Origin of the sequence: Acinetobacter bouvetii DSM 14964 = CIP 107468, from assembly GCF_000368865.1 — a bacterium.
Taxonomy (GTDB): Bacteria; Pseudomonadota; Gammaproteobacteria; order Pseudomonadales; family Moraxellaceae; genus Acinetobacter; species Acinetobacter bouvetii.
Window position 1 is genome coordinate 97,902 of sequence record NZ_KB849725.1, and the last position, 25,928, is coordinate 123,829.

24 protein-coding genes are annotated in these 25,928 nt (G+C 49.0%); 15 read left to right on the forward strand and 9 right to left on the reverse strand.

The features are described 5' to 3' along the window. Nucleotides 1-4 precede the first annotated feature (4 nt). Nucleotides 5-904, reverse strand: coding sequence for a 4-hydroxy-tetrahydrodipicolinate synthase (dapA, locus tag F941_RS00445; protein ID WP_005006616.1), 900 nt, complete (start codon nucleotides 902-904; stop codon nucleotides 5-7). A gap of 730 nt (nucleotides 905-1,634) precedes the next feature. Here dapA and mhpT point away from each other — a divergent pair. The 4 genes from mhpT to ppk1 all read left to right on the forward strand — a co-directional run bounded on the left by mhpT (nucleotide 1,635) and on the right by ppk1 (nucleotide 6,993). Further along, nucleotides 1,635-2,846, forward strand: a complete 1,212-nt coding sequence (gene mhpT, locus F941_RS00450) for a 3-(3-hydroxy-phenyl)propionate transporter MhpT (protein WP_005006618.1) — start codon at nucleotides 1,635-1,637, stop codon at nucleotides 2,844-2,846. A gap of 234 nt (nucleotides 2,847-3,080) precedes the next feature. Next, nucleotides 3,081-3,719: a bifunctional nicotinamidase/pyrazinamidase gene (pncA, locus tag F941_RS00455; protein WP_005006620.1), complete on the forward strand. Its 639-nt coding sequence runs from the start codon at nucleotides 3,081-3,083 to the stop codon at nucleotides 3,717-3,719. A gap of 84 nt (nucleotides 3,720-3,803) precedes the next feature. Further along, the gene (locus tag F941_RS00460) at nucleotides 3,804-4,784 is read left to right on the forward strand and encodes a bile acid:sodium symporter family protein (protein ID WP_026253455.1); all 981 of its coding nucleotides are present in this window, start codon (nucleotides 3,804-3,806) and stop codon (nucleotides 4,782-4,784) included. Between the two features lie 145 nt (nucleotides 4,785-4,929). After that, nucleotides 4,930-6,993 (forward strand): polyphosphate kinase 1, encoded by a 2,064-nt coding sequence (ppk1, locus tag F941_RS00465; RefSeq protein WP_005006624.1) that lies wholly within the window; start codon nucleotides 4,930-4,932, stop codon nucleotides 6,991-6,993. A 73-nt stretch (nucleotides 6,994-7,066) separates the two neighbouring features. On the opposite strand, the gene F941_RS00470 is transcribed toward ppk1, so the two are convergent. Beyond that, nucleotides 7,067-8,320 (reverse strand): hypothetical protein, encoded by a 1,254-nt coding sequence (locus F941_RS00470; protein WP_005006625.1) that lies wholly within the window; start codon nucleotides 8,318-8,320, stop codon nucleotides 7,067-7,069. Between the two features lie 77 nt (nucleotides 8,321-8,397). Here F941_RS00470 and serB point away from each other — a divergent pair, with 77 nt between their 5' ends. From serB to F941_RS00485, 3 genes are all read left to right on the forward strand, one after another. Further along, nucleotides 8,398-9,618, forward strand: a complete 1,221-nt coding sequence (gene serB / locus F941_RS00475) for a phosphoserine phosphatase SerB (RefSeq protein WP_005006627.1) — start codon at nucleotides 8,398-8,400, stop codon at nucleotides 9,616-9,618. 410 nt (nucleotides 9,619-10,028) lie between these two features. Then, nucleotides 10,029-10,361 carry an AciT family ciprofloxacin tolerance protein gene (aciT, locus tag F941_RS00480; RefSeq protein ID WP_005006628.1) on the forward strand — a complete coding sequence of 111 codons (333 nt, stop codon included), beginning with the start codon at nucleotides 10,029-10,031 and terminating at the stop codon, nucleotides 10,359-10,361. 153 nt (nucleotides 10,362-10,514) lie between these two features. Further along, nucleotides 10,515-10,994, forward strand: a complete 480-nt coding sequence (locus F941_RS00485; protein WP_005006630.1) for an SCP2 sterol-binding domain-containing protein — start codon at nucleotides 10,515-10,517, stop codon at nucleotides 10,992-10,994. A 91-nt stretch (nucleotides 10,995-11,085) separates the two neighbouring features. Here F941_RS00485 and dtd read toward each other — a convergent pair whose 3' ends face one another. Beyond that, nucleotides 11,086-11,526, reverse strand: coding sequence for a D-aminoacyl-tRNA deacylase (dtd, locus tag F941_RS00490; protein WP_005006632.1), 441 nt, complete (start codon nucleotides 11,524-11,526; stop codon nucleotides 11,086-11,088). A 225-nt stretch (nucleotides 11,527-11,751) separates the two neighbouring features. Here dtd and F941_RS00495 point away from each other — a divergent pair, with 225 nt between their 5' ends. The 5 genes from F941_RS00495 to asd all read left to right on the forward strand — a co-directional run bounded on the left by F941_RS00495 (nucleotide 11,752) and on the right by asd (nucleotide 17,141). After that, a complete protein-coding gene (locus F941_RS00495) occupies nucleotides 11,752-13,269 on the forward strand; it encodes a catalase (protein ID WP_005006634.1) in 1,518 nt (505 codons plus the stop codon). A 170-nt stretch (nucleotides 13,270-13,439) separates the two neighbouring features. After that, nucleotides 13,440-13,970 carry an ankyrin repeat domain-containing protein gene (locus F941_RS00500; protein WP_005006636.1) on the forward strand — a complete coding sequence of 177 codons (531 nt, stop codon included), beginning with the start codon at nucleotides 13,440-13,442 and terminating at the stop codon, nucleotides 13,968-13,970. Between the two features lie 115 nt (nucleotides 13,971-14,085). Beyond that, nucleotides 14,086-15,294 carry a nicotinate phosphoribosyltransferase gene (pncB, locus tag F941_RS00505; protein WP_005006638.1) on the forward strand — a complete coding sequence of 403 codons (1,209 nt, stop codon included), beginning with the start codon at nucleotides 14,086-14,088 and terminating at the stop codon, nucleotides 15,292-15,294. A 147-nt stretch (nucleotides 15,295-15,441) separates the two neighbouring features. Then, entirely contained in the window at nucleotides 15,442-16,290 is an 849-nt protein-coding gene (locus F941_RS00510; protein WP_018573049.1) for a sulfurtransferase, read from the forward strand. Further along, nucleotides 16,287-17,141, forward strand: a complete 855-nt coding sequence (asd, locus tag F941_RS00515; protein WP_005006642.1) for an archaetidylserine decarboxylase — start codon at nucleotides 16,287-16,289, stop codon at nucleotides 17,139-17,141. Before F941_RS00510 ends, asd begins: the two co-directional genes overlap by 4 nt. 137 nt (nucleotides 17,142-17,278) lie before the next feature. Here the strand turns inward: asd and F941_RS00520 are convergent, their stop codons facing one another. Both F941_RS00520 and argS read right to left on the reverse strand, forming a co-directional pair. Next, entirely contained in the window at nucleotides 17,279-17,878 is a 600-nt protein-coding gene (locus F941_RS00520; protein WP_005006644.1) for an SPOR domain-containing protein, read from the reverse strand. A 108-nt stretch (nucleotides 17,879-17,986) separates the two neighbouring features. After that, a complete protein-coding gene (gene argS / locus F941_RS00525; RefSeq protein WP_026253454.1) occupies nucleotides 17,987-19,792 on the reverse strand; it encodes an arginine--tRNA ligase in 1,806 nt (601 codons plus the stop codon). A 137-nt stretch (nucleotides 19,793-19,929) separates the two neighbouring features. On the opposite strand from argS, the gene F941_RS00530 reads away from it, so the two are divergent. After that, the gene (locus tag F941_RS00530) at nucleotides 19,930-20,256 is read left to right on the forward strand and encodes a DUF2798 domain-containing protein (RefSeq protein ID WP_005006648.1); all 327 of its coding nucleotides are present in this window, start codon (nucleotides 19,930-19,932) and stop codon (nucleotides 20,254-20,256) included. Between the two features lie 17 nt (nucleotides 20,257-20,273). Here the strand turns inward: F941_RS00530 and F941_RS00535 are convergent, their stop codons facing one another. The 4 genes from F941_RS00535 to F941_RS00550 all read right to left on the reverse strand — a co-directional run bounded on the left by F941_RS00535 (nucleotide 20,274) and on the right by F941_RS00550 (nucleotide 23,535). Next, a complete protein-coding gene (locus F941_RS00535; RefSeq protein ID WP_005006649.1) occupies nucleotides 20,274-20,867 on the reverse strand; it encodes a hypothetical protein in 594 nt (197 codons plus the stop codon). 186 nt (nucleotides 20,868-21,053) lie between these two features. Continuing rightward, entirely contained in the window at nucleotides 21,054-22,361 is a 1,308-nt protein-coding gene (locus F941_RS00540) for a DUF445 domain-containing protein (RefSeq protein ID WP_018573047.1), read from the reverse strand. A 22-nt stretch (nucleotides 22,362-22,383) separates the two neighbouring features. Then, nucleotides 22,384-22,941 carry a CC0125/CC1285 family lipoprotein gene (locus F941_RS00545; protein ID WP_005006651.1) on the reverse strand — a complete coding sequence of 186 codons (558 nt, stop codon included), beginning with the start codon at nucleotides 22,939-22,941 and terminating at the stop codon, nucleotides 22,384-22,386. A 54-nt stretch (nucleotides 22,942-22,995) separates the two neighbouring features. After that, on the reverse strand, nucleotides 22,996-23,535 hold the full coding sequence (locus F941_RS00550; RefSeq protein WP_005006652.1) for a DUF924 family protein: 540 nt from the start codon (nucleotides 23,533-23,535) through the stop codon (nucleotides 22,996-22,998). Between the two features lie 207 nt (nucleotides 23,536-23,742). Here F941_RS00550 and gshA point away from each other — a divergent pair, with 207 nt between their 5' ends. Then, entirely contained in the window at nucleotides 23,743-25,320 is a 1,578-nt protein-coding gene (gshA, locus tag F941_RS00555) for a glutamate--cysteine ligase (protein WP_005006653.1), read from the forward strand. Between the two features lie 19 nt (nucleotides 25,321-25,339). Next, a complete protein-coding gene (locus tag F941_RS00560) occupies nucleotides 25,340-25,867 on the forward strand; it encodes a disulfide bond formation protein B (RefSeq protein WP_005006661.1) in 528 nt (175 codons plus the stop codon). The last annotated feature ends 61 nt before the right edge of the window (nucleotides 25,868-25,928 follow it).

Below are 25,928 nucleotides of genomic sequence, written 5' to 3' on the forward strand. Positions count from 1 at the left end.
CTCTTTATTGAATAACGCCCGCATCGGCTAATGCTTCATGAAGCGGTGCGCGGTATTGTTCTGCTAGCGGAGTTAACGGCAAGCGGATGCCTGCGCCGATTAAGCCCATGTCATGAAGTGCCCATTTCACAGGAATCGGGTTAGATTCGCAAAATAGAATATTGTGTAAATTTGCAACTTTGGCATTCAGCAGTTCAGCGCCAGCCGCATCGCCGGCAATCGCAGCGGCGCAGACTTCGCTCATTGCTTTTGGCGCAACATTGGCTGTTACAGAAATATTGCCCTGCGCGCCTAAGCCCATCAATTGGTAAGCAGTTGCATCATCGCCTGAATACACGGTCATGTCTTTGCCTTTTAAGCCTTCAATCAGGGCTTGGCCGCGCGGCACATCGCCGGTAGCGTCTTTAATGCCGACAATTTGCGCAATGTCAGCTAGGCGGATCACAGTTTCGTTTTCCATGTCGACGCCTGTACGGCCAGGGACGTTATAAAGAATCATCGGCATGTCAGCCGCTTCAGCAATGGCTTTATAGTGCTGGAACAAGCCTTCCTGCGTCGGTTTGTTATAGTATGGCGTTACCAGCAGGGCAGCGTCCGCCCCCAGCTCTTTGGCTTCTTTGGTCAGCTCAATCGCTTCATGGGTAGAGTTTGCGCCAGTGCCGGCAATAATCGGAATGCGCTTATTGGCCACACGGATGATTTCTTTGATCACTTGCGTGTGTTCAGCCATGCTTAGCGTTGATGCTTCGCCTGTGGTGCCGACGGCAACAATGCTGTTGGTGCCTTGGGCAATATGCCACTCAACCAGCTTCTCTAGACCCTTCCAATCTACGCTTCCATCTTCAAACATGGGGGTGACGATTGCGACAATTGAGCCTTGAATGGTCTGTGCTTGCTGAGTCATTTTGAAAAAAATCCTATTTGTCCATCCGAAGCGAAGTTTGGGAAACATGAATTTGGATGGGTTCGTATTTTGATTTATAGCAAAATCAATGCGCTTCATGGCGGCTGAATAATGCTTATGCAAATTATGACTGATCGTAAGCATAAGAACAATATGCTTTAGTCAAAGCCATAAAATTCTTTATACAAAGCCTATTTCAAACAAGCAAGCGGATATTCTGCGAAATTTACACAAAGGCGGGGTGATCAAAGAAAACGCGGCAGGCAGTCCATTTGAGCGGATTCAGCTGCGGCATGCTGCCTGAAGTGAACTGCTACCATGGCGCCGAAACGATGAAAAACTGGAAATCCGTGTTTTTTGCTCAGGTTTTAAGAGGAAAAAAGGATGAAGATAGATCTGAAAGCTATCCAATTTTGAATGATCCATCATTAAAATGATCAATAAAAACTACCTTAATAATCTATTTAAAATATAAAGCACTTGTCCCGCTAATGTGCTGATTTTGGCATTTCAGCGCTGATTTGAAAAGATGAACGCTTAAAACGCAGGCTTCAGTCTAGAGTTCAGTTATTGTTTTTACGACTTTATTGGGTCCATAAAAAAACGCTAAAAATCCATTATTTAAGGTGAAACCTGAGCAAAAGGTTCAACTTATTGATAGTTATTTTATACAGCATGCTCATAGATGATGGAATTCTAATTTGAACACTGATTGAACAAGGATTCTACAATGGAAAAATCAGACAATAAACACGCTATTGTCACGGTAGCCATCTGTTTCCTGATTGCGGTCATTGAAGGCCTGGATATTCAGGCGGCCGGCATTGCCGCTGCAGGTATCCGTGAGGACTTTGGTTTGGACAAATCGCAGTTGGGTGTGTTTTTTAGTGCAGGGATTCTGGGCTTATTGCCTGGCGCACTGGTTGGTGGCCGTATAGCAGACCGGATTGGACGCAAGAAAGTCCTGATCTGCTCTACAGCAGTGTTTGCTTTATTTACGCTATTCACAGCATGGGTCAACAGTTTCCACAGCTTGTTGGCGGTACGTTTTCTCGCTGGCGCTGGGCTTGGCGCAGCCATGCCGATTCTGATTACGCTGGCGTCTGAAGCGGTCACACCGCAAAACCGCGGCCGTGCAGTGGGCTTGATGTACTGCGGCATGCCGGTCGGCGCAGCCATTCTGTCACTCATTGCGACTACAGATTTTGGCGCGGACTGGAAAAATGTGTTCTATCTGGGCGGTTTGCTGCCGATTATTGTGATTCCACTGATGATTTTGCTGCTGCCTGAATCGAAAGAATACTTAAAGACTAAAGAGCTGGCTGCAAATACATCTGCTGCAGAAGCGGCACCGCAAGGTTCATTCAAAGATCTGTTCAATACCGAAAACCGCATGCGCACTTTCTGTATCTGGGTAAGCTACTTCTTCACGCTGATGGTGGTATACATCATGCTGAGCTGGTTGCCATCCCTATTCACAGAACTTGGCTTTACACGTAAAGACGGTGCAACAGCGCAATTTTACTTCATGGTGAGTGCAACAATCGGTACGATCATTTTAGGCATGCTGACGGACCGTTGGAAAAAAGCCTACGTGATTGTTTTGATGTACGGCGGTATCTTGGCAGGCCTATTTGCTCTAAATGGCGCGGGTTCTTTAACGCAAATGTATATGGCATCCGCGTTGGTTGGCGCATTTGTGATTGGCTGCCAAGGCGTATTGTATGCGTTTGGCGGGATTGTGTACCCGACTGAAGTGCGCGGCACGGGTGTCGGCGTCGGTTCAGCGGTTGGCCGTATCGGCGCGATGCTTGGGCCGGCTATTGCAGGCCAGCTGCTGGCTGCAGGCTTTGGCGCAGCGGGGGTCATTTCTGCGGCGATTCCATGCATTATTATCTCTGCAATCTTTATGCTGCTGCTGGTGCGCCGCGTACCGCAGTAAAAGCAGCAAGGCTGTAAAGATTTTTGACAAAGCCCGCATCAGCGGGCTTTTTTGTCTGCGGGGGTTCACCTGCAGCTCAACGCATGCGCAAGTGAACACATGCCAGATTTGCCCTGAACAGTCAGCAAAGCAGAACAACGGTCATTCCATTTTACCGAGGAAGCCTGAATACTTAAGGCTTTTCAGCTATGCTGAGAAGCTGTCAGCAACGAATAAGAAAATGGAAAGAGCATTATGCAAAACAAGAGCGCACTGATTATTGTCGATGTGCAGCATGGATTTACCCCTGGCGGCAATTTAGCAGTCGCCCATGCAGACCAAATTATTCCAGCGATTAATCAGCTGGCGCAGTATTTTGACAATGTGGTGCTGACGCAAGACTGGCATCCTGCCGATCATATTTCCTTTGCCGAAAACCATGCAGGCCATCAGCCTTTTGATACGATTCAGCTGCCGTATGGTGCGCAGGTTTTATGGCCTGCGCATTGCGTGCAGGGAACACATGATGCGGCACTGCATCAGGACTTGAATGTGCCGCATGCGCAGCTGGTGATCCGCAAGGGTTTTCATGCCGGCATCGACAGTTATTCAGCATTCATGGAAGCGGATCACCGCACTTCTACCGGGCTTGCCGGCTATTTGAAAGAGCGCGGGATTGATACGGTCTTTGTAGCGGGCATTGCAACCGATTTTTGTGTCGCGTGGACGGCGATGGATGCCTGCAAAATGGGCTTCCGGTCTTTTGTGATTGCGGATGCCTGCAAAGGCATTGATTTGAATGGATCTTTGCAGCATGCATGGCAAGAGATGCTGGCGCAAGGCGTGAAGCGCATCTATACAAAAGATATTGTCAGTTTGCAGGAAACGGTATAGTTTCGGTTCCAATAGAATATGACTGATGAATGCAGGTATCTTGCAGGATGCCTTTTTCATTTGGATCTGCAGCAGGGAAAACGCATGGCCGCATTTTTAAGCTTTAATCAATGGATTCAGAAAACCTTCGCCTTTTGGGTGGTCTTGTTTTCAGGGATTGCGCTGTGGATGCCTGAACTGTTCATTTGGCTGAAAGCCTATATTCCGTGGGTGCTGGGACTGATCATGTTCGGCATGGGCATGACCATGACCGCAGCAGACTTTAAAGGCGTGCTGCAAAGCCCGAAAGCCGTACTGATTGGCGTTGCGGCGCAGTTTATTGTGATGCCGGGGCTGGCGTATGCGCTGTGCCAGTTATTTGCCTTGCCTGCGGAAATTGCAGTCGGCGTCATTTTGGTCGGCTGCTGTCCGGGCGGCACGGCATCCAATGTGATTACCTATATGGCCAGAGGCAATACGGCGCTGTCCGTAGCCTGCACGTCAGTTTCCACTCTTCTTGCACCGCTGCTCACCCCGGCGATTTTTTATCTGCTGGCCAGCCAGTGGATTGAGATCAATGCGCTGTCGATGCTGCTGTCTATTTTGCAGGTGGTGCTATTTCCAATTCTGCTGGGCTTGATTGCGCGCAGCCTGTTTAAGCGTCAGGTTGAATCTTATATCCAAGTGATGCCGCTGATCTCGGTATTGGGGATTGTCGCGATTGTGGCGGCGATTATTGCCGGCAGCAAAGCGCAGATTTTAGAATCCGGCCTGCTGATTTTGGGTGTGGTGATGCTGCATAACGGTTTGGGCTACCTGCTGGGTTTTTGGGCCAGCAGGCTGTTGCATTTGCCTTATGCCGACTGCAAAGCGGTTGCCATTGAGGTGGGGATGCAGAATTCCGGCTTAGGGGTTGCGCTGGCGGCCGCGCATTTTGCAGCCTCACCGGTGACGGCTGTGCCCAGCGCCATTTTCAGCTTATGGCATAATATTTCAGGGCCTGCTTTGGCCAGCTATTGGGCCAGCAGAACCGGGCGGGCGCAGCAGAAAGCCCTGCAGGATGCATCCTCATCAGAAGCGCCTTAGCGCTCTTTTTATTACAGAAAAATGACGGTTTTCCTGCTGAAATCCGCCCGTTTCGAACAGCTGTAACATGTTTGTCATAAAGTCTGCCTAACATGCCTCCCCGTAAGCTTTATAACAGACTGTTGCAAAACAGCATTGAGAGGGTATGCAAAATTTTCAGCATTCATCGGAGACTTATTTTAACCGCGAATTATCGCTTTTTGAATTTAACCGCCGCGTGCTTGCGCAGGCGCAGGATTCCCGCCTGCCTTTATTGGAACGCTTAAATTTCCTGATTATTTTTGCGCGGAATCTGGATGAGTTCTTTGAAATCCGCATCGCGGGCTTAATGAAGCAGCTGGATTTGAATGCTATTGCCCGTACGCCCGATGCATTGCCCACCGAGGTTGTGCTGCAGGAACTGTCTCAAGCGGTGCATGAGTCCGTCAAAACCCAATATGGCATCTTAAATCAGGCGATTTTGCCGGCGCTGCAGAGTCAAGGCATTCAATTTATTCAATATCAGGATATTGAAGAAAAGCACAAGCCATGGATTGCCAAATTTTTTGCCAAAGACGTGCAGCCGGTATTAACGCCAATCAGTTTAGACCCTTCACATCCTTTTCCGCGCCTGGTGAATAAAAGCCTGAATTTTATTGTCAGCCTGGAAGGCAAAGATGCTTTCGGCCGTGAAATTGCCATGGCGATTGTGCCTGCGCCGCGCTCCTTGCCGCGCCTGATTCATCTGCCTGCTGACGTCGCCGGAAGTGCTGACGCGCAAATTTTTTTAACGGCTATTATTCAGCAGCATATCAGTGACTTATTTCCCGGCATGCGGGCGACTGGCTGTTATGCCTTCCGCGTCACCCGCAATGCAGATTTGATTCTGTCCGAGGATGTCGATGACTTGGCTGTGGCATTGAAGGACGAATTGTCATCGCGCCGTTTTGGCCGCGCAGTGCGCTTGGAAATAGAACAGGATTGCCCTGCCGGCATTATTCAGTATCTGCTGGATGAATTTGATCTGAGTGAACAGGAGCTGTACCGCATTCATGGCCCGATTAACCTGTCGCGCTTAAGCTCCAGTTTTGACCGTCCTGAGCTGAAGTATCCGCTGTTTACCCCGATTATTCCAAAGATCTTCCGCAAGCAGCAGAGCATGTTTGACATTTTAAAGGCGCAGGATGTGCTGTTGCATCATCCTTTTGATTCGTTCCAGCCGGTGATCAGCTTGCTGAAAGAAGCCGCCAAAGATCCTAAAGTGCTGGCGATGAAGCAAACCCTGTACCGCAGCGGGCCGGATTCTGAAATTGTGCAGGTGCTGGCGGAAGCCGCCCGCAACGGCAAAGAAGTGACAGCGGTGATTGAGCTGCGCGCGCGCTTTGATGAAGAGTCCAATATTATGGTGGCGAATATTCTGCAGGAAGCGGGCGCCGTCGTGGTGTACGGCATTGTCGGCTATAAAACCCATGCCAAAATGATTTTGATTGTGCGCCGTGAAAGCGGTCAGCTGAGGCGCTATGTGCATTTAGGTACCGGCAATTACCATGCTGGCAATGCGCGGATGTATACCGATTACGGCCTAATGACCACACAGCCTGAAGTGTGTGAAGATGTGCACCGCATGTTTCAGGAATTGACGGGCATGGGTAAAATGGCCAAATTAAAAGCCTTGCTGCATGCGCCGTTTACCTTGCATAGTGAACTGCTGCGGCTGATTGATCAGGAAATTGCATTTGCGCAGGCGGGTAAAACAGCCCGCATCATCATTAAAGCCAATGCGCTGACGGAGCCGCAGCTGATTGCGGCGCTGTACCGCGCTTCAGAAGCCGGCGTCAAAGTTGACCTGATTATCCGTTCCATCTGCTGCCTGATTCCGCAAGTTAAGGGCATGTCGGACAACATCCATGTGCGTTCCATCGTCGGGCGCTTTTTAGAACATACCCGCGTGTACTATTTTGAGCATGGCGGCGAGAAAAAACTGTACTGCGCCAGTGCGGACTGGATGGGCCGAAATTTATTCTCCCGGGTGGAAACCTGTTTCCCGATTCTAGATGCCCGCCTGAAAAAGCGCATTTTCAAAGATGGCTTGATCAATTATCTGCAGGACAATCAAAATGCATGGGAGCTGCAGGCGGACGGCCATTGGAAAAAGGCAGCCTGCACTGATCCTGCTCAGGCGCATAGCGCGCAGCGCCTGCTGATGGAGCAAAAAATGCTCAAAGTCTAAGGCGGGCTCCGCTGTCTTATCTCCATAAAAAAAGCCTGAACAGTGTCAGGCTTTTTTATGTCTTATCCGCAATTTAAGAGGCTTTAGACTGCTTGGATTTTAAAATTTCGGTGCGGAAGCTTTGCGCCAGTTCGGCCGCATCGCTGTCCATGCCATTGACCATAAAGGCATGGCGGGTCAGCACATTGGTTGGATTTGGCAGGCTGACCAGCTGGAAGTGTTCTGAAATTTCCTTCAGCAGTTCATTAGGCACGTGCACAGCGCTTTCTTTGGCCGACAGCTGCTGCACCAGGCGCTCAGCGGCTTGCACTGATGACAGCTGCATCGCTTCCACTGCGCTGGATACCGCGCTGCGGGTTTGCAGCACAAAGCGTTTTTCTTCGCGGTAGCGTTTGTACAGCACATCAGACAGCAATTGGAAGACTGCGCCGATCATGGCTAAGCACTGCAGGGCATTTGGCGTATCGGCTGCAATGCTGATGGTTGCGCCCTGATCATCAAATTTATGCACCGTGCAAATGTCGGAACTGTTCAGCTTGTAATGCTGTACGCACAGTTCAGCCGTTTTATTCAGGAAAATCTGGCATAAATTAAAATACGGCACAGAAACGGTCGTGTTGACTGTATCCAGCAGCTGTTTAGGATCGTAGAACTGAATGTTCAGCGCTAAATCATTGCTGTCGACCACTGCAGGCTTGCTTTCTTTGATCTTAGCTTTGTGCTGCGCATTCTGCTGCGCCTGCGCAATCGCGACAGCGGCGTTATGCTTTTCCTGCTCCAGCGCTTGGGTCAGCGTTTGAATTTCATGCTTCAGGCGGGATTCATTGTTGATGCGCGCCAGATATTCGCTTCGGCTTGGACGGGCAATCGCGCGGTAAGCCAGCCAAAGCAAGCCGTGAACAAACAGCGATGCCAGAATCGCCAGCCACTGTGTCCGCAGAATTTCGCCAATGCTGGGTTTAATTAAGGTGATTTCCACAGTGCCGACTTTCTTTTCATTTTGCAGCGCATCGCGGACAAAGACCTCGCCAGCGCGGGTTTTGGTTAAGCCGCCGGTTGCCAGCACTTGATTATCCGCATTTAAAATACGGATAGAAGCCACGCTCGGGTTGGTGGCATAGCGGTCTGCCAGCAGCGCCAGAGAGACGGTATTCGCGGGCTCCATTTCAGAAATGCTGTCCGTGACCAGCTGGCTGGTCATGAGCTGGCCCTGACTGGCGCGGTTTTCATTCAGCTGGTGAGTTGTTGCCAGTACCAGTAAAAAGGTATGAAAAGCAAAACTTATAATCAGTAGGCTAGCAAATAGCCCTTGTCTAGGCGCATTCAACGTAAACTTCCAAGGCAATTCAGTTCATTTTCGATTATGATTCTCACAATAGTTGCAGCTCAGACCCGAGTCACTTCATGCGAGAAATCATTCTTATTTCATTTTTAGGACCTGACCAGCCTAATCAATTCACACGATTAATGCAGGTTCTTTCCGTTCATTCCTTACAAATTCTAGATGTTGGGCAAGCCGTCATCCATAACCAGCTGACTTTAGGTATTGTTGTATCGTCTGATGATCAAACTGCGACAGCATTAGCCATGAAGGAAATACTGATTCTAGCACATGATATCGGCTTAACTGTGCGCTTTAAACCGATCTCTGCAGCAGAATATGACCAATGGGTGAGTGAGGGAGGGCGTACACGCTATATCGTGACGGCTTTGGCGCCAGAACTGACGGCTTCGCACTTACAGGCGGTTACAAAAATCGTCTCTAATCAAGGCTTCAATATTGAAACCGTGACCCGTTTGTCCGAGCGTCCCGAGCTGAATGGACAGCAGAATGGCCCGAAACGCGCCTGCGTTCAATTTGGCCTGAAAGGGCAAATGCTGGATGCCGCGGCGATGCGCGCAGCTTGCCTGCGCCTTTCTGCAGAGCTGAGTGTCGATGTTGCGGTGCAGGAAGACAATGCTTACCGCCGCAACCGCCGTTTGGTCTGCTTTGATATGGACTCGACCCTGATTGAGCAGGAAGTGATTGATGAATTAGCCATTGAAGCGGGTGTAGGTGCTCAAGTGGCAGAAATCACTGAACGTGCAATGCAGGGCGAGCTGGACTTTCAGCAAAGTTTCCGCGCGCGCGTTGCGCTGCTGAAAGGCATGGATGCGTCTGTGCTGCCGAAAATCGCGGAACGATTGACGGTAACTGAAGGTGCCGAGCGCCTCATTTCAACTTTGAAATCTTTGGGTTACCGCACAGCGATTCTTTCAGGCGGCTTCCAGTATTTTGCAGAATATTTGCAGGAAAAACTGGGCATAGATGAAGTGCATGCCAATGTGTTGGATGTGCAGGACGGCGTTGTCACTGGCGAGGTGAAAGGCCATATTGTGGATGGCGCGCGCAAAGCCCTGCTGCTGACCAATATTGCCAAAGAAATGGGCATCTCTGTCGAGCAGGCGATTGCTGTAGGTGATGGCGCGAATGACCTGCCGATGCTGTCAATTGCAGGCTTGGGCGTGGCGTTCCGTGCGAAACCGCTGGTGCGTCAGAATGCCAATCAGGCGATTTCCAGTGTAGGCTTAGACGGTGTGCTGTACCTATTGGGTGTACACGATAAAGATTTAAACCGCGCATAGAAAATGACGGGGTGATGAAAATGCGGCGCTGGCGCCGCATTTTTTTTGTCCATTGACAGCGAAAGCCGACCAGCGGTAATTGAAAATAGCTGAGAAAAACAACGGTTAAGCTCATCTGAAAAAATAATTTTTTAATGCATAAAAGCCGTGTTTTTTTTGTAATGACACGCCAAGCGGGATGGAATCATTGTTCCAGAAAAAGCGGAAAACGGAAAAATGTAATGACAAAATAATATTACGACAAGCTATGTCGCTTACGCAAAATACAAGACTTTTTTTATGCAAAAAACTCCTCATAATGCATGCATAGAGATTGAGATCGACAATATTCCATTGATTCATTTAACGGTATTTTTCGGCAGAAGGGCAAAGCAAATGCATGCAGGTTCTGCCGTATGACGGAGGTTTTTATGGTAACAGCGAATTTAGCAACCATCATTGGCATGGGTTTAATTGCCACTGCGTTGATTGCTGTTTTCTTCTCGCCTTATCGTCGCTGGTTAAGTTTTATGCTGGCTGGGATGCTGGTTTGGGGACTGATTGAAGTCATTCGTTTTGGCACGCAAACGGTGTTTGAATTGCCAATAGCCTACAGCTATCTGACCGCAATGGCTTCTGCGATGGTGGTGTTTAGTTTAGTTTTACTGCGCGAAGACCGCCGTGCAGAGCGCGCTGTAGCCAACCGCCGCTATATAGAGCATACCCCTGTGTATGAAGATGAGCAGCGGTGCTCTAGCCGTTAAGTCCTAAAAACAGTTTGTTAAAAAATGCGCCTTGGGGCGCATTTTTTATCTATTGCGCCTCGATAATTATTGTACAAAGCCATACGCCTGAAATTAGAAGTTATGGTAGGATGAGGCAGTCAATTTTCCAACAATTACAATAGGCTCAAAGTCATGAAACTATCGTCAATCCCTGTCGTAAAGCTGCCGCTGGTTGATGTCAGCACGGATCCGCTGGATTTGCTGGTTGCTGGTTTAGCGTTGCGCATGAAGCAGCTTGCGCGCACCAGCCCTAAATTTATTGAATTGGTTCATGAGCGCCAGTTCCGTATCCAGATTGGCACAGACTTAGGTGTTGCGCGCCAGATTATTGTAAATAATGGACAAATTGACACAGTATCAGGCGATGCTGAAAAAGCCGATTTTATCTTGCAGTTTGCGGACAGCGAGCAAGGCGTTAAAACCTTAATGAAAGGTGACCCAACGGCATTCATGACAGGCATGCAAAACGGCAGCATTAAAATGGAAGGCGACTTTGGCTTATTGGTATGGTTTAACAAAGTGGCGAAACTGATCCCGCCTAAATTGCCGAAACCGGTGAAAGAAAAAATTAAAATTGCCCGTCGCTTTATTAAAGAAAAAACCGGCAAGTAAGTTTTACTTCTCTAACCCCCTTTTTTAAAGAAGGGGGTTAGAGAAAGATTAAAAAAAGCCCTCATCTGGAGGGCTTTTTTGTGTCTAGCGCTTATTCAACTTCTAAATTGAAGGTCACGGGGCCGTCATTGACCAAATGTACTTTCATATCTGCGCCGAAAATACCGGTTTGCACATTTTCAAATTGGCTTTTTGCATAGCCGACCAACTGTTCGTACAGCGCTTTGGCTTCGCTGGGCGGCATGGCTGGGCCAAAATCAGGGCGCAGGCCTTTTTGGGTTTGCGCCATCAGGGTAAATTGCGAGACCAGCAACAGTCCGCCGCCGGCTTGACTGACATTCCAGCCCATTTTGCCTTGTTCATCATCAAAAAAACGGTATTTTAAAATCTTATCAATCAGCTTTTGGCCCTTTTCTAAAGTATCGCCTTTTCCGATGCCTAGAAAAACTAAAATTCCGTGTTGGATTTCTCCTGCAGTCGCATCGTCTACAACCACTTTGGCTTCTAGAACACGCTGAAGCAATGCACGCATATTGGACTCAAATGATGATGGAAAACGCAGACATTGTAGCAAAAAAGAGTCGAGGCTAAGGAAAGGGGCGGTTTTTATTCTTTGATAAACTGCTGATTTTATCTGATAAAATTTTAAACAATTTAAAAATACGATTGAATTTATAAAAATAATCTGTTTTATCTATTCTTTGAATATCAGTATCGTTGCGCTGCAGGAAAGGTATTTAACAGAGAGATTAAGACGATGTTTAAGCGTTCTTTATTAGTTGCGATGTTCACATCAGCAACAGCAGCGGCTCAAGCTGCGCCATTAACCAAAGATAATGGCGCTCCGGTAGGCGATAATCAAAATTCAATTACTGCTGGCCCACAGGGCGGCACAATGCTTCAAGATGTGCAATTGGTGCAAAAGCTGCAGCGCTTTGGCCGTGAACGCATTCCTGAGCGTGTGGTGCATGCGCGCGGTACAGGCGCGTATGGTGAATTTGTTGCGACGAAAGATTTGTCTGACATTACTCTGGCATCATTGTTCAAAGCGGGCACTAAAACGCCAGTATTCTTACGTTTTTCGACTGTAATTCACGGTAAGGGCTCACCAGAGACTTTACGCGACCCGCACGGTTTTGCCATCAAGTTCTATACACAGGAAGGCAACTGGGATTTAGTGGGCAACCAAACGCCAGTCTTCTTCATCCGTGATGCGATCAAATTCCCTGACTTCATCCATGCTATGAAGCCAAGTCCAATTAACAACGTTCAAGACGCGAACCGTGTATTTGACTTCCTGTCGAGCCAGCCATGGGCCACCAATATGCTGACTTATGTGTATGGCAAGCAAGGCGTGCCGACCAGCTACCGTGAACAGGACGGTTTTGGCGTGCATGCTTACAAGCTGTATAACGGCAAAGGCGAATTCAAATACGTTAAATTCAACTTCCGTTCTCAGCAAGGCGTGAAGGGGCTGAATGTCAAAGAAGCTGCTGAGCAGCAAGCTAAAGATTTCAATCATTTAACCAATGATCTGTATGCCAATATCAACAAAGGCAACTTCCCGAAATGGGATCTGTATGTTCAAATTTTAGATCCGGAAGATTTCGTGAAATTTGATTTTGATCCGCTGGATCCAACCAAAATTTGGCCAACTGACATCGTTCCTGAAACGAAAGCCGGCACTTTGACGCTGAACCGCATGCCGAAGAACTTCTTCAATGAAACCGAGCAGTCTGCGTTTGCGCCAGGCAACTTGGTTCCTGGTATTGAGCCGTCTGAAGACCGTCTGCTGCAAGGCCGCATCTTCTCTTACTCAGATACACAAATGTACCGTCTGGGCGCAAACCACCAGCAAATTCCTGTAAACCGTCCAGTGGTTGCAGTCAGCAACAACAACCAGGACGGCTACATGAATGTCAGCGAACGTGATTCTGACGTGAACTATGAGCCAAGCCGTAAAGAGCCAAAAGCAGCAACTGAGAAAGCGCGCGCAGTGCAAACTCCGTTGACTGGCACAGTGCAGCAAATCGGCACGAAAGAGCGAAACTTCAAGCAAGCGGGCGAGCTTTACCGTTCATACACGGCCAAAGAAAGAGACGATTTAATCATGAACCTGGCTGCAGATCTGGGCAATGTGAAAGATTCTGAAACCAAGCACATCATGCTGTCTTATTTCTATAAAGCAGACGCAGACTACGGCATGCGCATGACTGAAGCCGTGAAGGGCGACATGGCCACGGTTAAAGCCAAAGCGGCAAAACTTAAAGACTGATTCTGATCGGTCTTTGAATTGGTGACTAGGGTCTCGCAATCACCTCCGAAAAGTCCTGTAGAACTCCAAACCTTTCCTGCACCCTAGGGGGAGTTTTACAGGCGCTCAATATGATTGACTGCATTTGAGCCTAGTTTTTAATTAAGATTTGATTTCTGTTGGAGTTCATCATGAAAGCTGTGCAGCATTTGACTTTAGCCAGTCTTCTCGCGTTTAGTTCCGCATTCGCAAACGTGGCAATCGCTGAAGATATCTCTCCCGCTAAACCTGCTGCAAGCGATCAGATGACCTCACAACAGGAATTGATTGACATCTTCTTTGCAGCGGCCAAAACAGGCAATCAAGAAGTCATCAATGAGTTCCTTAAGCATGGTTTCCCTGTTGATGTGCGCAATGCTTCAGGCTTCACGCCCTTAATGATGGCGACGTATTATGGCCATCAGAATATTGTCACCTCGTTATTGGCGCATGGCGCCGACCGCTGCGCGCGTGACAGCAAAGGCAATACTGCACTGATGGGCGCTTTATTCAAGATGGAATTTTCCATTGCCAAGCAGCTGCGCAAAGTCGACTGTGACGCCAATGCGCAAAAGAGCGGGCAGAAGACCGCAGCTGAATTCGCGCAGGTGATTGGACAGGAAAAACAGCTGCGGCAAATTATCGCGTCCCTGGAAAAAGATTCAGCGAAAGGCATGAAATGATCTTGCAGGCGTGCTGAAACTTTGGTCTAGAATTCAATTAGCTGTACGTAAAACTTGCAATATCGCTGGGCAAAGTATGCTTTAATGCAAAAAGCACAGCGAAATTTCCAGAGATATGGCTCCAATCATTCAATCCTTGCTAGACACTGACTTGTACAAATTCACCATGCTTCAGGTGGTGCTGCATAAATTTCCGCAAACCCACAGTGTTTATCATTTCCGTTGCCGCAACCTTGAAGATACCGTTTATCCGCTGGCGGATATTCTGGATGATTTGAATGAACAGCTGGATCATCTGTGCCAATTAAAATTCAAAGAAGATGAACTGCTGTATTTGCGCAGCCTGCGCTTTATTAAAAGCGACTTTGTCGATTATCTGGAACTGTTCCAGCTGAAGCGCCGCTTTATTAAAGCCGGCATAGACAGCGAAGGGCGTTTGGACATCTGGGTGGAAGGCCCAATGGTGCAGGCCATGATGTTTGAAATTTTTGTTTTGGCGATCGTCAATGAACTGTATTTCCGCCGCATCCGTACAGAGGGCGTATTGGCTGAAGGCGAGCGCCGCCTTGCCGCCAAGATTGAGCTGCTGAAACAATATGAAGCGGCACAAAACCCCAATGATCCGCCATTTTTAGTGTCTGATTTTGGAACACGCCGCCGTTATAGCTTTGAGTGGCAAAAGCATGTGATTGAAGAATTTAACCAAGCCTCGCCGTATATTTTCCGCGGCACCAGCAATGTTTTGATTGCGAAAGATTTGAACATTACGCCGATCGGCACCATGGCGCATGAATTTTTACAAGCCTTCCAGGCGCTGGATGTGCGGCTGCGTAATTTTCAAAAATCGGCGCTGGAAACTTGGGTGCAGGAATACCGAGGCGATCTGGGCATTGCATTGACGGATGTGGTCGGCATGGATGCGTTCCTGCGCGATTTCGACCTGTATTTTGCCAAACTGTTTGACGGCCTGCGCCATGACAGCGGCGATCCCTATGAATGGGGCGATAAAGCCTATGCGCATTATAAAAAATTAAAAATTGACAGCAAAACCAAAATGCTGACGTTCAGTGACGGCTTGAATCTGGAAAAAGCCTGGGATCTGCATCATTATTTCAAAGGCCGTTTTCAGGTCAGCTTTGGCATCGGCACCAATTTGACCAATGACATGGGGCAAACCCCGCTGAATATCGTATTGAAGCTGGTGGAATGCAATGGCCAGTCTGTCGCTAAAATCTCGGACAGCCCAGGCAAAACCATGACCGATAACGATACCTTTCTGGCGTATTTGCGCCAGGTCTTTGATATTCAGGAAGAGCAGGCTTAAGCGCTGCAATTTCCGCAAAAGCTGAACTGCGGTTCGGCTTTTTTTATATCTGAAATTTTGCAAAAGGAATGCAAAAATTCAGAATAATAGTGAAATGCAGTTATGCTAAGATCGAAGCTCAGTAGATGGATGAATAGTCGAACCGCGATGGCTGATGCTGTGTTGAATTTAGGATTGCTGATAGAAGCAGAAGAGCTGGCGCCCTATTTGGGCCATGAAAAATTAAGGATCATCGATTTGTGCCGCCGTTCGGTATATGAACAGCTGCATATCCCGCAGGCCGTTCATGTGAAGCCCAGTCTGCTGGTGCGCCAGGAAGAGCAGGCGACAGGCCTATTGCCGGATCAGGCGGGCTTGGAGGCGCTGATCCGCCATTTAAACATCAGCCCCGATCATCATGTCGTGGCTTATGACGACGAAGGCGGTGCATGGGCAGGGCGCCTGATTTGGAATTTGCATTGCTTAGGCTTTGAAAATACCAGTTTACTGAATGGCGGCATTCATGCGTGGCTGGGCGCAGGCCTGCCGACTTCTTCTGATGCTGGAACGGCGCCGCCTGTAGAAAACCTGGTTTCTGTCAACTTAAAATATAAAAATCAGTATCATACAAGCTATGATCAGCTTCTGGAAAAGGTCAGCCAAAATGCGGTGCAAGTCTGGGATTGCCGCACAGAAGATGAATATACCGGCTTGCGTTTGGCTGCGCGACGCGGCGGTCACGTTCCGGGTGCGCGTCATTTTGAATGGAGTACTGCCCTAAACCGGGAAAATCATTTAAAATTGCATCCCTTGGAACGCACGCAGCAGCGCTTAGAACAGCTGGGATTCAATATGAATGAACCCGTGGTGGTTTACTGTCAGTCACACCACCGCTCAGGGCTTGCCTATATTTTAGGGCGTCTGCTGGGCTGGAATATTCAAGCTTATGATGGTGCGTGGAGCGAATGGGGCAACCGTTTAGATAGCCCTGTCATTACTGGAGAGTTGCCGTCTTGAGCATCACATCACGATTAAAAAAACAAATTTTCATTCAAGCGCAGCGTGTTGTGCCGCAGCACAAGCTGTCCCGCGTGATTGGCAAAGTCGCTGCCAGTGAAAACCCGGTACTGAAAAATGCTGTGATTACTGCATTTAAAGCGCAATACGGCATTGATATGTCGATTGCGGAACAAAGCAACGCTTTAAAATTCAAATCCTTCAATGAGTTTTTTACCCGTTCGCTGAAAGACGGCGTGCGTGAAATTGATGCCGATGCATCCAGCATCGTGTCTCCCGCAGACGGCGCGATTTCCCAGCTGGGCAAAATTGAAGAAGGCGATATCTTTCAGGCTAAAGGGCAATACTTTTCGGCAGAAAAATTGATTGCCGATCCGCAGCTGGCAGAGCCGTTTAAAAATGGTCAATTTGCCACAGTGTATTTGTCACCGAAAGATTATCACCGTGTGCATATGCCGTTTGCCGGCACATTGACTGAAACCTTGTATGTGCCGGGCGAGCTGTTTTCTGTAAACCAGACCACTGCGGAAAACATTCCGGGCTTATTTGCGCGCAATGAACGCATGGTCTGCCTGTTTGATACCGAACTGGGCCGCATGGCGGTGGTTTTAGTGGGCGCAATGATTGTGGCCGGCATTGAAACGGTGGCCACTGGCAAAGTGAAGCCGACAGGCCGTTTAGAATTGAATCAGCACAATTTGTTCTTGGACAAAGGCGCGGAATTGGGCCGATTCTATTTAGGCTCCACCGCTGTGGTGCTATTTGAAGAAAATAAAATGCAGTGGGATGCTGAATTGAAAGCCAATTCTCCGGTAGTGATGGGCAAAGCCATGGGGCATGCGCTTTCATAAAGTTCCCCCTCCTTTGATAAAGGCGGGGCTAGGGGAGGATTATGCTGTATATAAATCCTCCTCATTCCCGCTTTTTATGAAAAGGGAAGTAAAAGCAAAAAAAGCGCCTTTTAAGGCGCTTTTTTGATTGAATCCGCTCAGCGTTTCACGACAATGGAATCAATACCGCTATGCTGCAGGGTTTGCTGTGCAATGACAGCAGCTTCTTGCGAATCATAAGGGCCAGAGACTACACGGTACCAAACCTTTCCGTTTTCAGTGGTTTGCATTACATCTGCCGATAAGCCGTTCAGAATAATTTCCGCGCGGCGCGCATCGGCCTGATCCGGGTCATCATAGCTGCGCACTTGCAGAATATAATTGGGCGCCTGTGCAGGAGCGCTGGCTTGCAGGCCAGGCTCCGCTGCATTTTCAGCAGGGCTATCCTTGGGCGCTTCCACAATGACGACGGTCCCTTGATTTTTAGTTTCAGGGATGGCCTCTTCAGGAATGGGCGTGACTTGCTGCTGCGGCAGAAGGTCATAAAAACGGTAGTCTTTATTGGTTTCTTCCGGCGCGTGTTCAGACGTAATCTGATTTTTCGGCTTCACAGGTTCCCACGGTTTCCAGAGCATCAACGCCACTACAAAACTTAGGATGATCAAAATAATCGCCAATGTTCCCAGCCACGCTGGAATTAAAGGCTTTTTCGGCTTATTCGGCCGCTCAGATACACCGCGCTGCGTTTTTCCAAACACGTGGGAACCTCATTATTTTAATAAAGATGCCTCAAGAGGCATGGTTTTTCAGCTCTATCGCTGTACTGCCTGATGAATACCGCGAAAGTATTCATCAGGAGCGGCGCCTTACATCGCTTCCGGTGCAGATACGCCTAACAGCTCTAAGCCATTGCGGATGACTTGCTGTACGTTTACAGACAGCAGTAAGCGCGCTTGGGATAAAGCAACGTTTTGTTCATCTAAAATTTTGACATCTTCTTGAGCATACCAGCCATGGAAAGACGCGGCCAGTTCTTTCAGGTAGTTGCCAATTTGATGCGGCTCATAGCTATTGGCTGCGCGTGTCACAATTTCAGGATACGCGGCCAGTTTTGCCAAAATTTCAGTTTCTGTGTCTGACACCAAAAGTGATGCGTCATAGCTTGCTAACTGGCTGCGGTCAAATGGAATATTTTTTTCAGGCGCGCGAATATCCACCATGCGGTTCACACGTGCATGTGCATACTGAATGTAATACACCGCATTATCCTTGCTTTGTGACACAGCCAGGTCTAAGTCAAAATCAATGTGCTGTTCAGATTTGCGCATGACATAGTAGAAACGCGCTGCATCGTTGCCCACTTCTTTACGCAGGTCGCGCAAAGTGACGAACTGGCCTGAACGCGATGACATTTGCACCATTTCGCCGCCGCGCCATAAGCTGACGAACTGCACCAATAAGACAGTCAGTTTTTTCGAGTCATAGCCCATTGCATCAATGGCGGCTTTAACACGGGCAATATAGCCGTGGTGGTCAGAGCCCCAAATGTCTACGATGTCTGTATAGCCGCGCTGCAGTTTATTCAGATGGTAGGCAATGTCGGAAGCGAAATACGTGGTTTGACCGTTGCGGCGCTTGACGACGCGGTCTTTTTCATCGCCAAATTTAGTCGATTTGAACCAGATGTTGCCGTCTTTTTCATACAGGAAGCCGCGCTGATCCAGCGTTTGCAGCGCTTCTTCAATTTTTTCAGTCAGCGATGCTTCACTGAACCATTGGTTGAAAGTTACGCCAAATTCGCCAAGGTCATCTTTAATGTCGTCTAAAATTGCTTTTAACGCCGCTTGGTGGAAGATGCGGTAGCCTGCACCTAAATGGTTTTGCGAATTATGGATCAAACCGTCAATGTGCTTTTCTTTGTCGCCTGACAGCACCACTTTATTGCCTTCGGCATCCAATTCGGCAGCGTACTGAATATCTTCAGGCACATCTTTGTAGATATCCGCCACTGGACGCACGTATGCATCGCCGTCCTGATCAATAATGCTTTGCGCGATTTCTTTTACATAGTCGCCTTGATAGGCATTTTTCGGAAAGACCAATTCTTGGCCGGTTAATTCTAGGTAACGCAGGTAAGTGGACGTGGCTAAAATGTCCATTTGACGGCCAGCGTCGTTGACATAATATTCACGGTCCACTTTTGCGCCTGTTGCTTCCAGAAGGTTAGCAACAGTCATGCCGTAAGCTGCGCCGCGGCCATGGCCAACATGCAGGCTGGACGTTGGGTTGGCGGAAACGAATTCAACCTGAATGCGTTTGCCCGCATTGGCTTGGGTGCGGCCAAACTGATCTTTTTGCGCCTGAATCTGTTCCAGCACTGCAAAGCGCTGATTGGCGTTTAAGAAAAAGTTGATAAAGCCGGGGCCTGCGATCTCTGCTTTGCTGATGTCCGCAACTTCCGGCAGGCTGGCCAGAATTTTTTCCGCCAAATCGCGCGGCTTCATACCGGCAGCTTTGGACCCGATCATGGCAATATTTGAGGCAAAGTCACCGTGGCTTCGGTCTTTGGTACGCGTCAATGTGCTGGTATTTTTCCAGTCAGATGGGAGTACACCTTCAGCTTGAAGGGATTGCACTGCATGGTCGAGCGCTGCTTGTATTGCCGTATTCATAATCAGTCGAAAAATAAATGTCGCAGAAAAACAGCAAATATAGCAAATTTCAGACTCTTTAGGTGAACCCATTTGCTGTGAATAAATAATATTCGATAAAAATATCCGGTTGCTTATATCGAATGAGGGCGATATATATGAATATGCAATCAATTCGTGCTTCAGGCCAGACCGATATGACTCAACAGACCCCTCCTGAAAGCCCCAAAATTATAGGGAAGATTCCCAAACTTTCTGCACGCTGGGCAGCCATTGTTGTGCCGTTTATTTTGTCCTGCCTGATGAGCGGCATCATCTCTTGTGTGAATATGCTGCGCAACTTGGGCTGGTTTGACGGCTTTATTGCCCTGTGGCTGCACAACTGGATGATTTCATGGGCGATTGCCTTTCCAATTGTCGTGACCTTGCTGCCGTTTGTGCGCAAATTTGCCGGTTTGCTGGTGGATATGCGTCCGCCGCAATAAGCGCTGAGCGGAATGCTTTAGGGCTCACGGCAGCTGACGGGCTTTTGCAATAATTCCGCTTGATTGTTTTGGAAGGCATAGAGTTTGGATGCATTAAAAATTTTAATGTTTTTGGCCGACATCAGCGCCAATTTAAAATTTTCCAGCTTTTTGGCATGGTGCAGATCAAAAGGATTGCCAAAGTTTTTGTTGTCCAGTAAAAATTGAACGGCGCCCGCGCTGTCGTCATAGGCGTTAAGCAGCGTCTTGCCATCCGCGCCGCTCAGGCTGAAAGAGGGGCGCTGGCTGGTGATTTTGCAATTCAGGCGCAATGATAAAATCACGTTCTGATCCGATTTATTTTGCAGATCCGCCGTGCCTTGCTGCGCATTTTCAAGATAGACCCACTGATTCGCAGGCAGATGATTCAGCAGTTTTTCCAGCCGCAGCTGAGCGGCTTTGCTGACTTCAGCGGTGTCTTCCACATGGAGCTCTGGCTTTTTTTCTTTGCCGAGAAGCGCTAGAACCTGATCCGGCCATGCCGCGCTGTGCTGAGAAATGCGCTGACAGCCTGTCAATGCCGGAAAAGTCAACACGGCAGAAAGCGCAGAGACATGGAATTTGTTGAGCATAGTTCAATCTTATTGTTGTTGTCCCCGTATTTCAGGGAATAATTTTATTGAATCGGAATATTATTTTAGCCGCGCATTTTGAGGATGCTGCAACGCGGCGGCCAGCTTAGCGATTTTCAGGCGAAAGTACAAATTTTATGGATTCATCACGCAAGCCTGATGCCTATTTTAATCAAGGACAGCGCGTTACAGCGTGACTTCCACAATTGCGCGGATAATTCCGAGAATCAGGCCAATAAAGGCGCCAACCACCACGCCATTGACCCGGATCATGTGCAGGTCTCCGCCGACTTCATTTTCAATTTTGCCGATCATTTCACTGGAATCCCATTCATGAATGCGCTGGCTGATAAAGCGGATGACTTTTTCACTGTACTGACCGGACAGGCTGATGGCGACATCGCTGAGTTTGTCATTCAGCAGCTGGCGCACGGCAATATTGGAAATCATATTTTCGCCCACCTGCTGAATGGCCACGCGCAGGTTTTGCGCAACGCCGGAATCCGCTTTCTGCAAATCGGCTTTGATGGCGTCGCATAAAATCACCACGGCGCCGCTGATAAAATTCAGCACCTGCGGGCTGTCCAGCAGGGCATCTTTGGTCTGGTTCAGCCGCATGCTGGCTGGGCTGCGGTGATCCGCCAGCTCCAGCATCAGGTTCTGTCCGGCCTCTTCGATTTTTCTGCGCCACGGATGTTCCGGGTCCGCTAGCATGGATTCGACCCGTTCAATTAACGAGTCAATGGTGCGCTGCTGCACATCAATGCCAATCCAGCTGGCGCCTTTGGCCAGCTTCCAGACGCCAAGCTCTTTAAACAGCTGGCGGGTCAGGTCGCCCGCCTGTTCAGGATGATGCGTCATCCATTCATGCGCCAAATCCAGTCCGCGCTGCAGCACATCCTGATGAAAATCATTTTCCAGCACAGCGCGCAGCATTTCGCTGGCCAAATGATTCACCTGCGTATTTTTAACCCATTGCACGCTGTTGCTTTGAATAAAGCGCCCGATTTGCTCCTGTCCGACGAATTCAAAAATTTTCGGCACTGTTTGCTGGATGACATCAGTCACCTGCTTGTTGTTGTGCGGATTGGCCAGCCATTTGCCGGCCGCCAGCGATAGATCAATATCCTGCAGGCTGCGTTCCACCACCTGCGGCGACAGAAAGTTTTCCTGCACAAAACGGCCCATGGATTCCGCAATGCGGGCTTTGTTGCGCGGGATGATTTCGGTGTGGTCACGCAGAAATTTCGGGATCGGCATTTTCCCGAACGGGTTGCGGAACAGCACCGTAATGGCATACCAGTCTGCCAGCCCCCCGACGACGCCTGCTTCGGCGGACAGCATCAAAATATGAATCAGCCAGACATGCTCGGGCAGCAGTTTGGCGGCCACCATCAGCGCAAGCCAGGCCAGTACTGCCGTCATGAGGGCAATCGTGGCAAAGCGCTTGCTGCGCTGCAGGTTCGGGGATACGGCGGTCTGGTCTTGATCCATAGGCATAGTGCGTTCTGCGCTCCTATTTTGATTGAGCCGGTTCAGGAGCCGGCAGGACTTCGCCCGTGCTGCTGAGGCCGTACTTCGGGCCTAAAGACTGCAGAATCAGGCGCGCATCAAAAGCGTCTTTGGGCGCTGACTGTTCGGTTTTAAAGCATTCAATGGTATAGGCCACTTGCGTCGGGTCTAAGGTGACCACCCGCGGCATATCATAGAATGGATCCGGCCAGAAGCCCGGATAACGGCGGTAATAGCCATATGGATAAGGTGGTGGCGATGGATAAACGACAGCCTGCCTCGGCGGCTGCTGTGTGCGGTTGCTTGGATCATCCAGCACTTTAAAAAACTGAAAGCCTTTTTGCACCGTGGCCTGCGCCGCTTTCACCAAGGTAATTTCTTCTGCCGTGCCATAGCTCATATTCGGGCTGGCTTTAAAGCTGATGCGGAAGGTCTGCGCATTCAGCGGGGTGCTGCTGAATTGCCCCAGCTGATCAAAAGTTAAGGGTTTAGAGGGCGTGGTGGCGCAGCCGGCCAGGATTAAGCTGGCGCCAATAGCGGCCGCAATGAATAATTTTTTCATGCTTTAACCTCCTAAGCGTGGCGGTTGAAGGGGGGGAGAGGCCGAACCGTTCATTTAAAAACTGGAGTTGGGCTGGGTTAAAAATTCTGCTTCTTCTGCTGTGGACGTTCGCCCCAATACTGGATTGCGGTGCGGATAGCGCCCAAAACGGTCAATAATCACTTTATGTTTTTTTTCAAAATCCAGATTAATTGGATTGCCGAGATCTTCAAACAATTTTAACGCATATTGATGAATCAGGGGCGATTCACTGTGCATGAACGGCATATATAAAAATGAACGCTGTTCCGGCCGCAGCTGCTGATCAAGGCCTTGACTGATGGCTTCCTGCGCTAAGGCCAGCGCCAGCGTGTCTTGCGCAAATGCCAATGGAGAGTTGCGGAATAAATTGCGGGAAAACTGATCCAGCACAATGATTTCAGCCAAGCGGCCTTCCGCGCTGCTGCGCCAGTTCCACAGTTCTGAGCGGGACGCGCTCTGCAGTACAGTTTTAAAGCGCTTTTCAATGGCTTGATCAAACGCATCATTCTTTGCAAACCAGCTGGGCTGGTTTTCCGGCGCAAACCAAAAGTCTAAAATATCTTGATAATTCATATATTTTACGGGTTATTAGCATTTATTCTTCAATAAGATCACAAATTTTAAATGTCATATAGTGCAACTTTGTGATAAAAAATTGCAAAAATAAAACCGCAGATTGCCTGAAAAATATGCGGGGTATAATGTGCAGCAGATAAATCACGTTATACTGCATAAATAAATGATTTTATTTTAGTAGTTCTTCCATTAAGCGAGATTGCAATGAGTCAGCCCGAATCGACCTCTCAAGATATTTTACCGGCTTGGGTGGATTCTACGCATATAAGCGGCATGCTGCGCGGCATAGAACGCGAAAGCCTGCGCATGCAAAGCAGCGGTTTTCTGTCTCAGGCCGATCATCCGAAAGCGCTGGGCTCTGCACTGACACATCCGCATATTACGACGGACTACTCCGAAGCGTTAATGGAATTTATTACACCGCCTAAAGACAGTATTGGCAAGGCATTGGATTATTTAAAAGATATTCATGCCGTGGTGCACCGCCAGCTGGAAAATGATGAAAAGCTCTGGCCGCTGTCTATGCCGTGCATGCTGGATGATCAGGAAGAAAACATCCGCCTTGCACAATACGGCACATCCAATGTAGGCCGCTTCAAAACTTTATACCGCCATGGCCTAGGGGTGCGCTATGGGCGCCGCATGCAGACCATTTCCGGCGTGCATTACAATTTATCTTTTCCCGATCATTTTTTTGAAGCGCTGCAGCATGCGGAAACGGATGAGCAGCTGAAAGCGCTGAGCCTGCAAGACTACCGCAGCCACCGCTATTTTGGCCTGATCCGCAACTTTATCCGCCTGACGCCGCTGGTCATGTTTGTGGTGGGCGCCAGCCCATCCGTATGCAAATGCTTTATGACAGGGCGTGAGCATCATCTGCTGCCCTTGCTGAAAGGCACACTGTATTTGCCCTATGCGACTGCACTGCGCATGGGCCGTTTTGGCTATCAAAATTCTGCGCAAAAACAGCTGGGCATTCATTACAACAATCTCAGCGGCTATTTAGACGGCCTGCAAAAAGCGGTGCACACGCCGTATGCGCCATTCAGCAGCCTGGGCTTAAATGATGCGCAGGGTCAGCCGATTCAAATCAATGACCATGTGCTGCAGATTGAAAATGAATATTACAGCCTGGTGCGCCCTAAGCAGGTGCCGCAGGAGGGCGAAACGCCGTCTGAAGCGTTGCAGAAGCGCGGTGTGGGCTATGTCGAACTGCGCGCGGTGGATGTCAATCCCTATGATCCTGTCGGCATTGATGAAAATACGGCAGGCTTTCTAGAAGTGCTGGCGCTGTATTGCCTGCTGCAGGACAGTCCGGACTTGCTGGATGATGAACAGGAAATTATTGAGCAGAATCAGGCGGAAGTCGTCAACCGGGGCCGTGCGCCGAATGCATCGATTGCTGAAAACGGCAAGGCGTACCCGATTGAAGAATGGTGCAGCCGCTATTTAACCGCAATGCAGCCGTTATCGGCTTTACTGGACAGCGCTTATGCCACACATCTGTACCGTGATGCATTGGCCGTGATGCAGTCGCGGGTGGATGAAGTGGATGAAACGCTTTCTGCGAAGATGATTGAAGACACCTTGAAGCAGGGCGGCACATGGAGCTTTGGCAGCTATATGGCGCAGCAGCATGCCGGCGCTTATGAACAGCATCCGCTAAGCGCTGAAACTCAGGCCTATTTTGCAGAAGCTGCGCAGGTGTCCCTGCAGCGCCAGCAAGAATTAGAGCAAGATACATCAATCAGTTTTGAACAATATTTAACTCATTTCAGATAAAAACTTAAGAGGATATGCCATGCAATGGAGTTATCGCTTCGTGAGTGGTTTTTTGTTTTTAGCCAGTGTCATTGGCATGGCTTTCGCCCTGTATTTAGAACATGGCCAAGGCCTGCATCCATGCCCGCTGTGTGTTTTTCAGCGCATTGGCTTAATCGGGCTCGGCTTAATCTCGCTGATAGCCTTTTTGCATAACCCCGCTTCTAATGGCATGAAGCGCGTGTATGCCTTTTTAGGCACATTGAGTATTCTATGGTCTGCGGGTGTGGCTGCCCGCCATGTCTGGCTGCAGAGCCTGCCGCCGGATGAAGTGCCAAGCTGCGGCCCAGGCTTGGATTACTGGCTGGAGACCTTGCCGTTAAAATCGGTGTTTCAGCAAGTGCTGACCGGTTCTGGCGAATGTGCCAGAGTTGACTGGACTTTTCTGGGCCAGTCGCTGCCGGTGTGGTCGCTGGCGTTTTTCTGCGTGCTGGCGCTGATCAGCCTGTGGCAGCTGCTGCGCAAATATCAGACAGCGCCAGTAAAGCGCCTGAGAGATAAATACTGAATGCGGAACCTTGAATAGATACACTCTCAACTGCTAAAAAGCCCTCATATTGAGGGCTTTT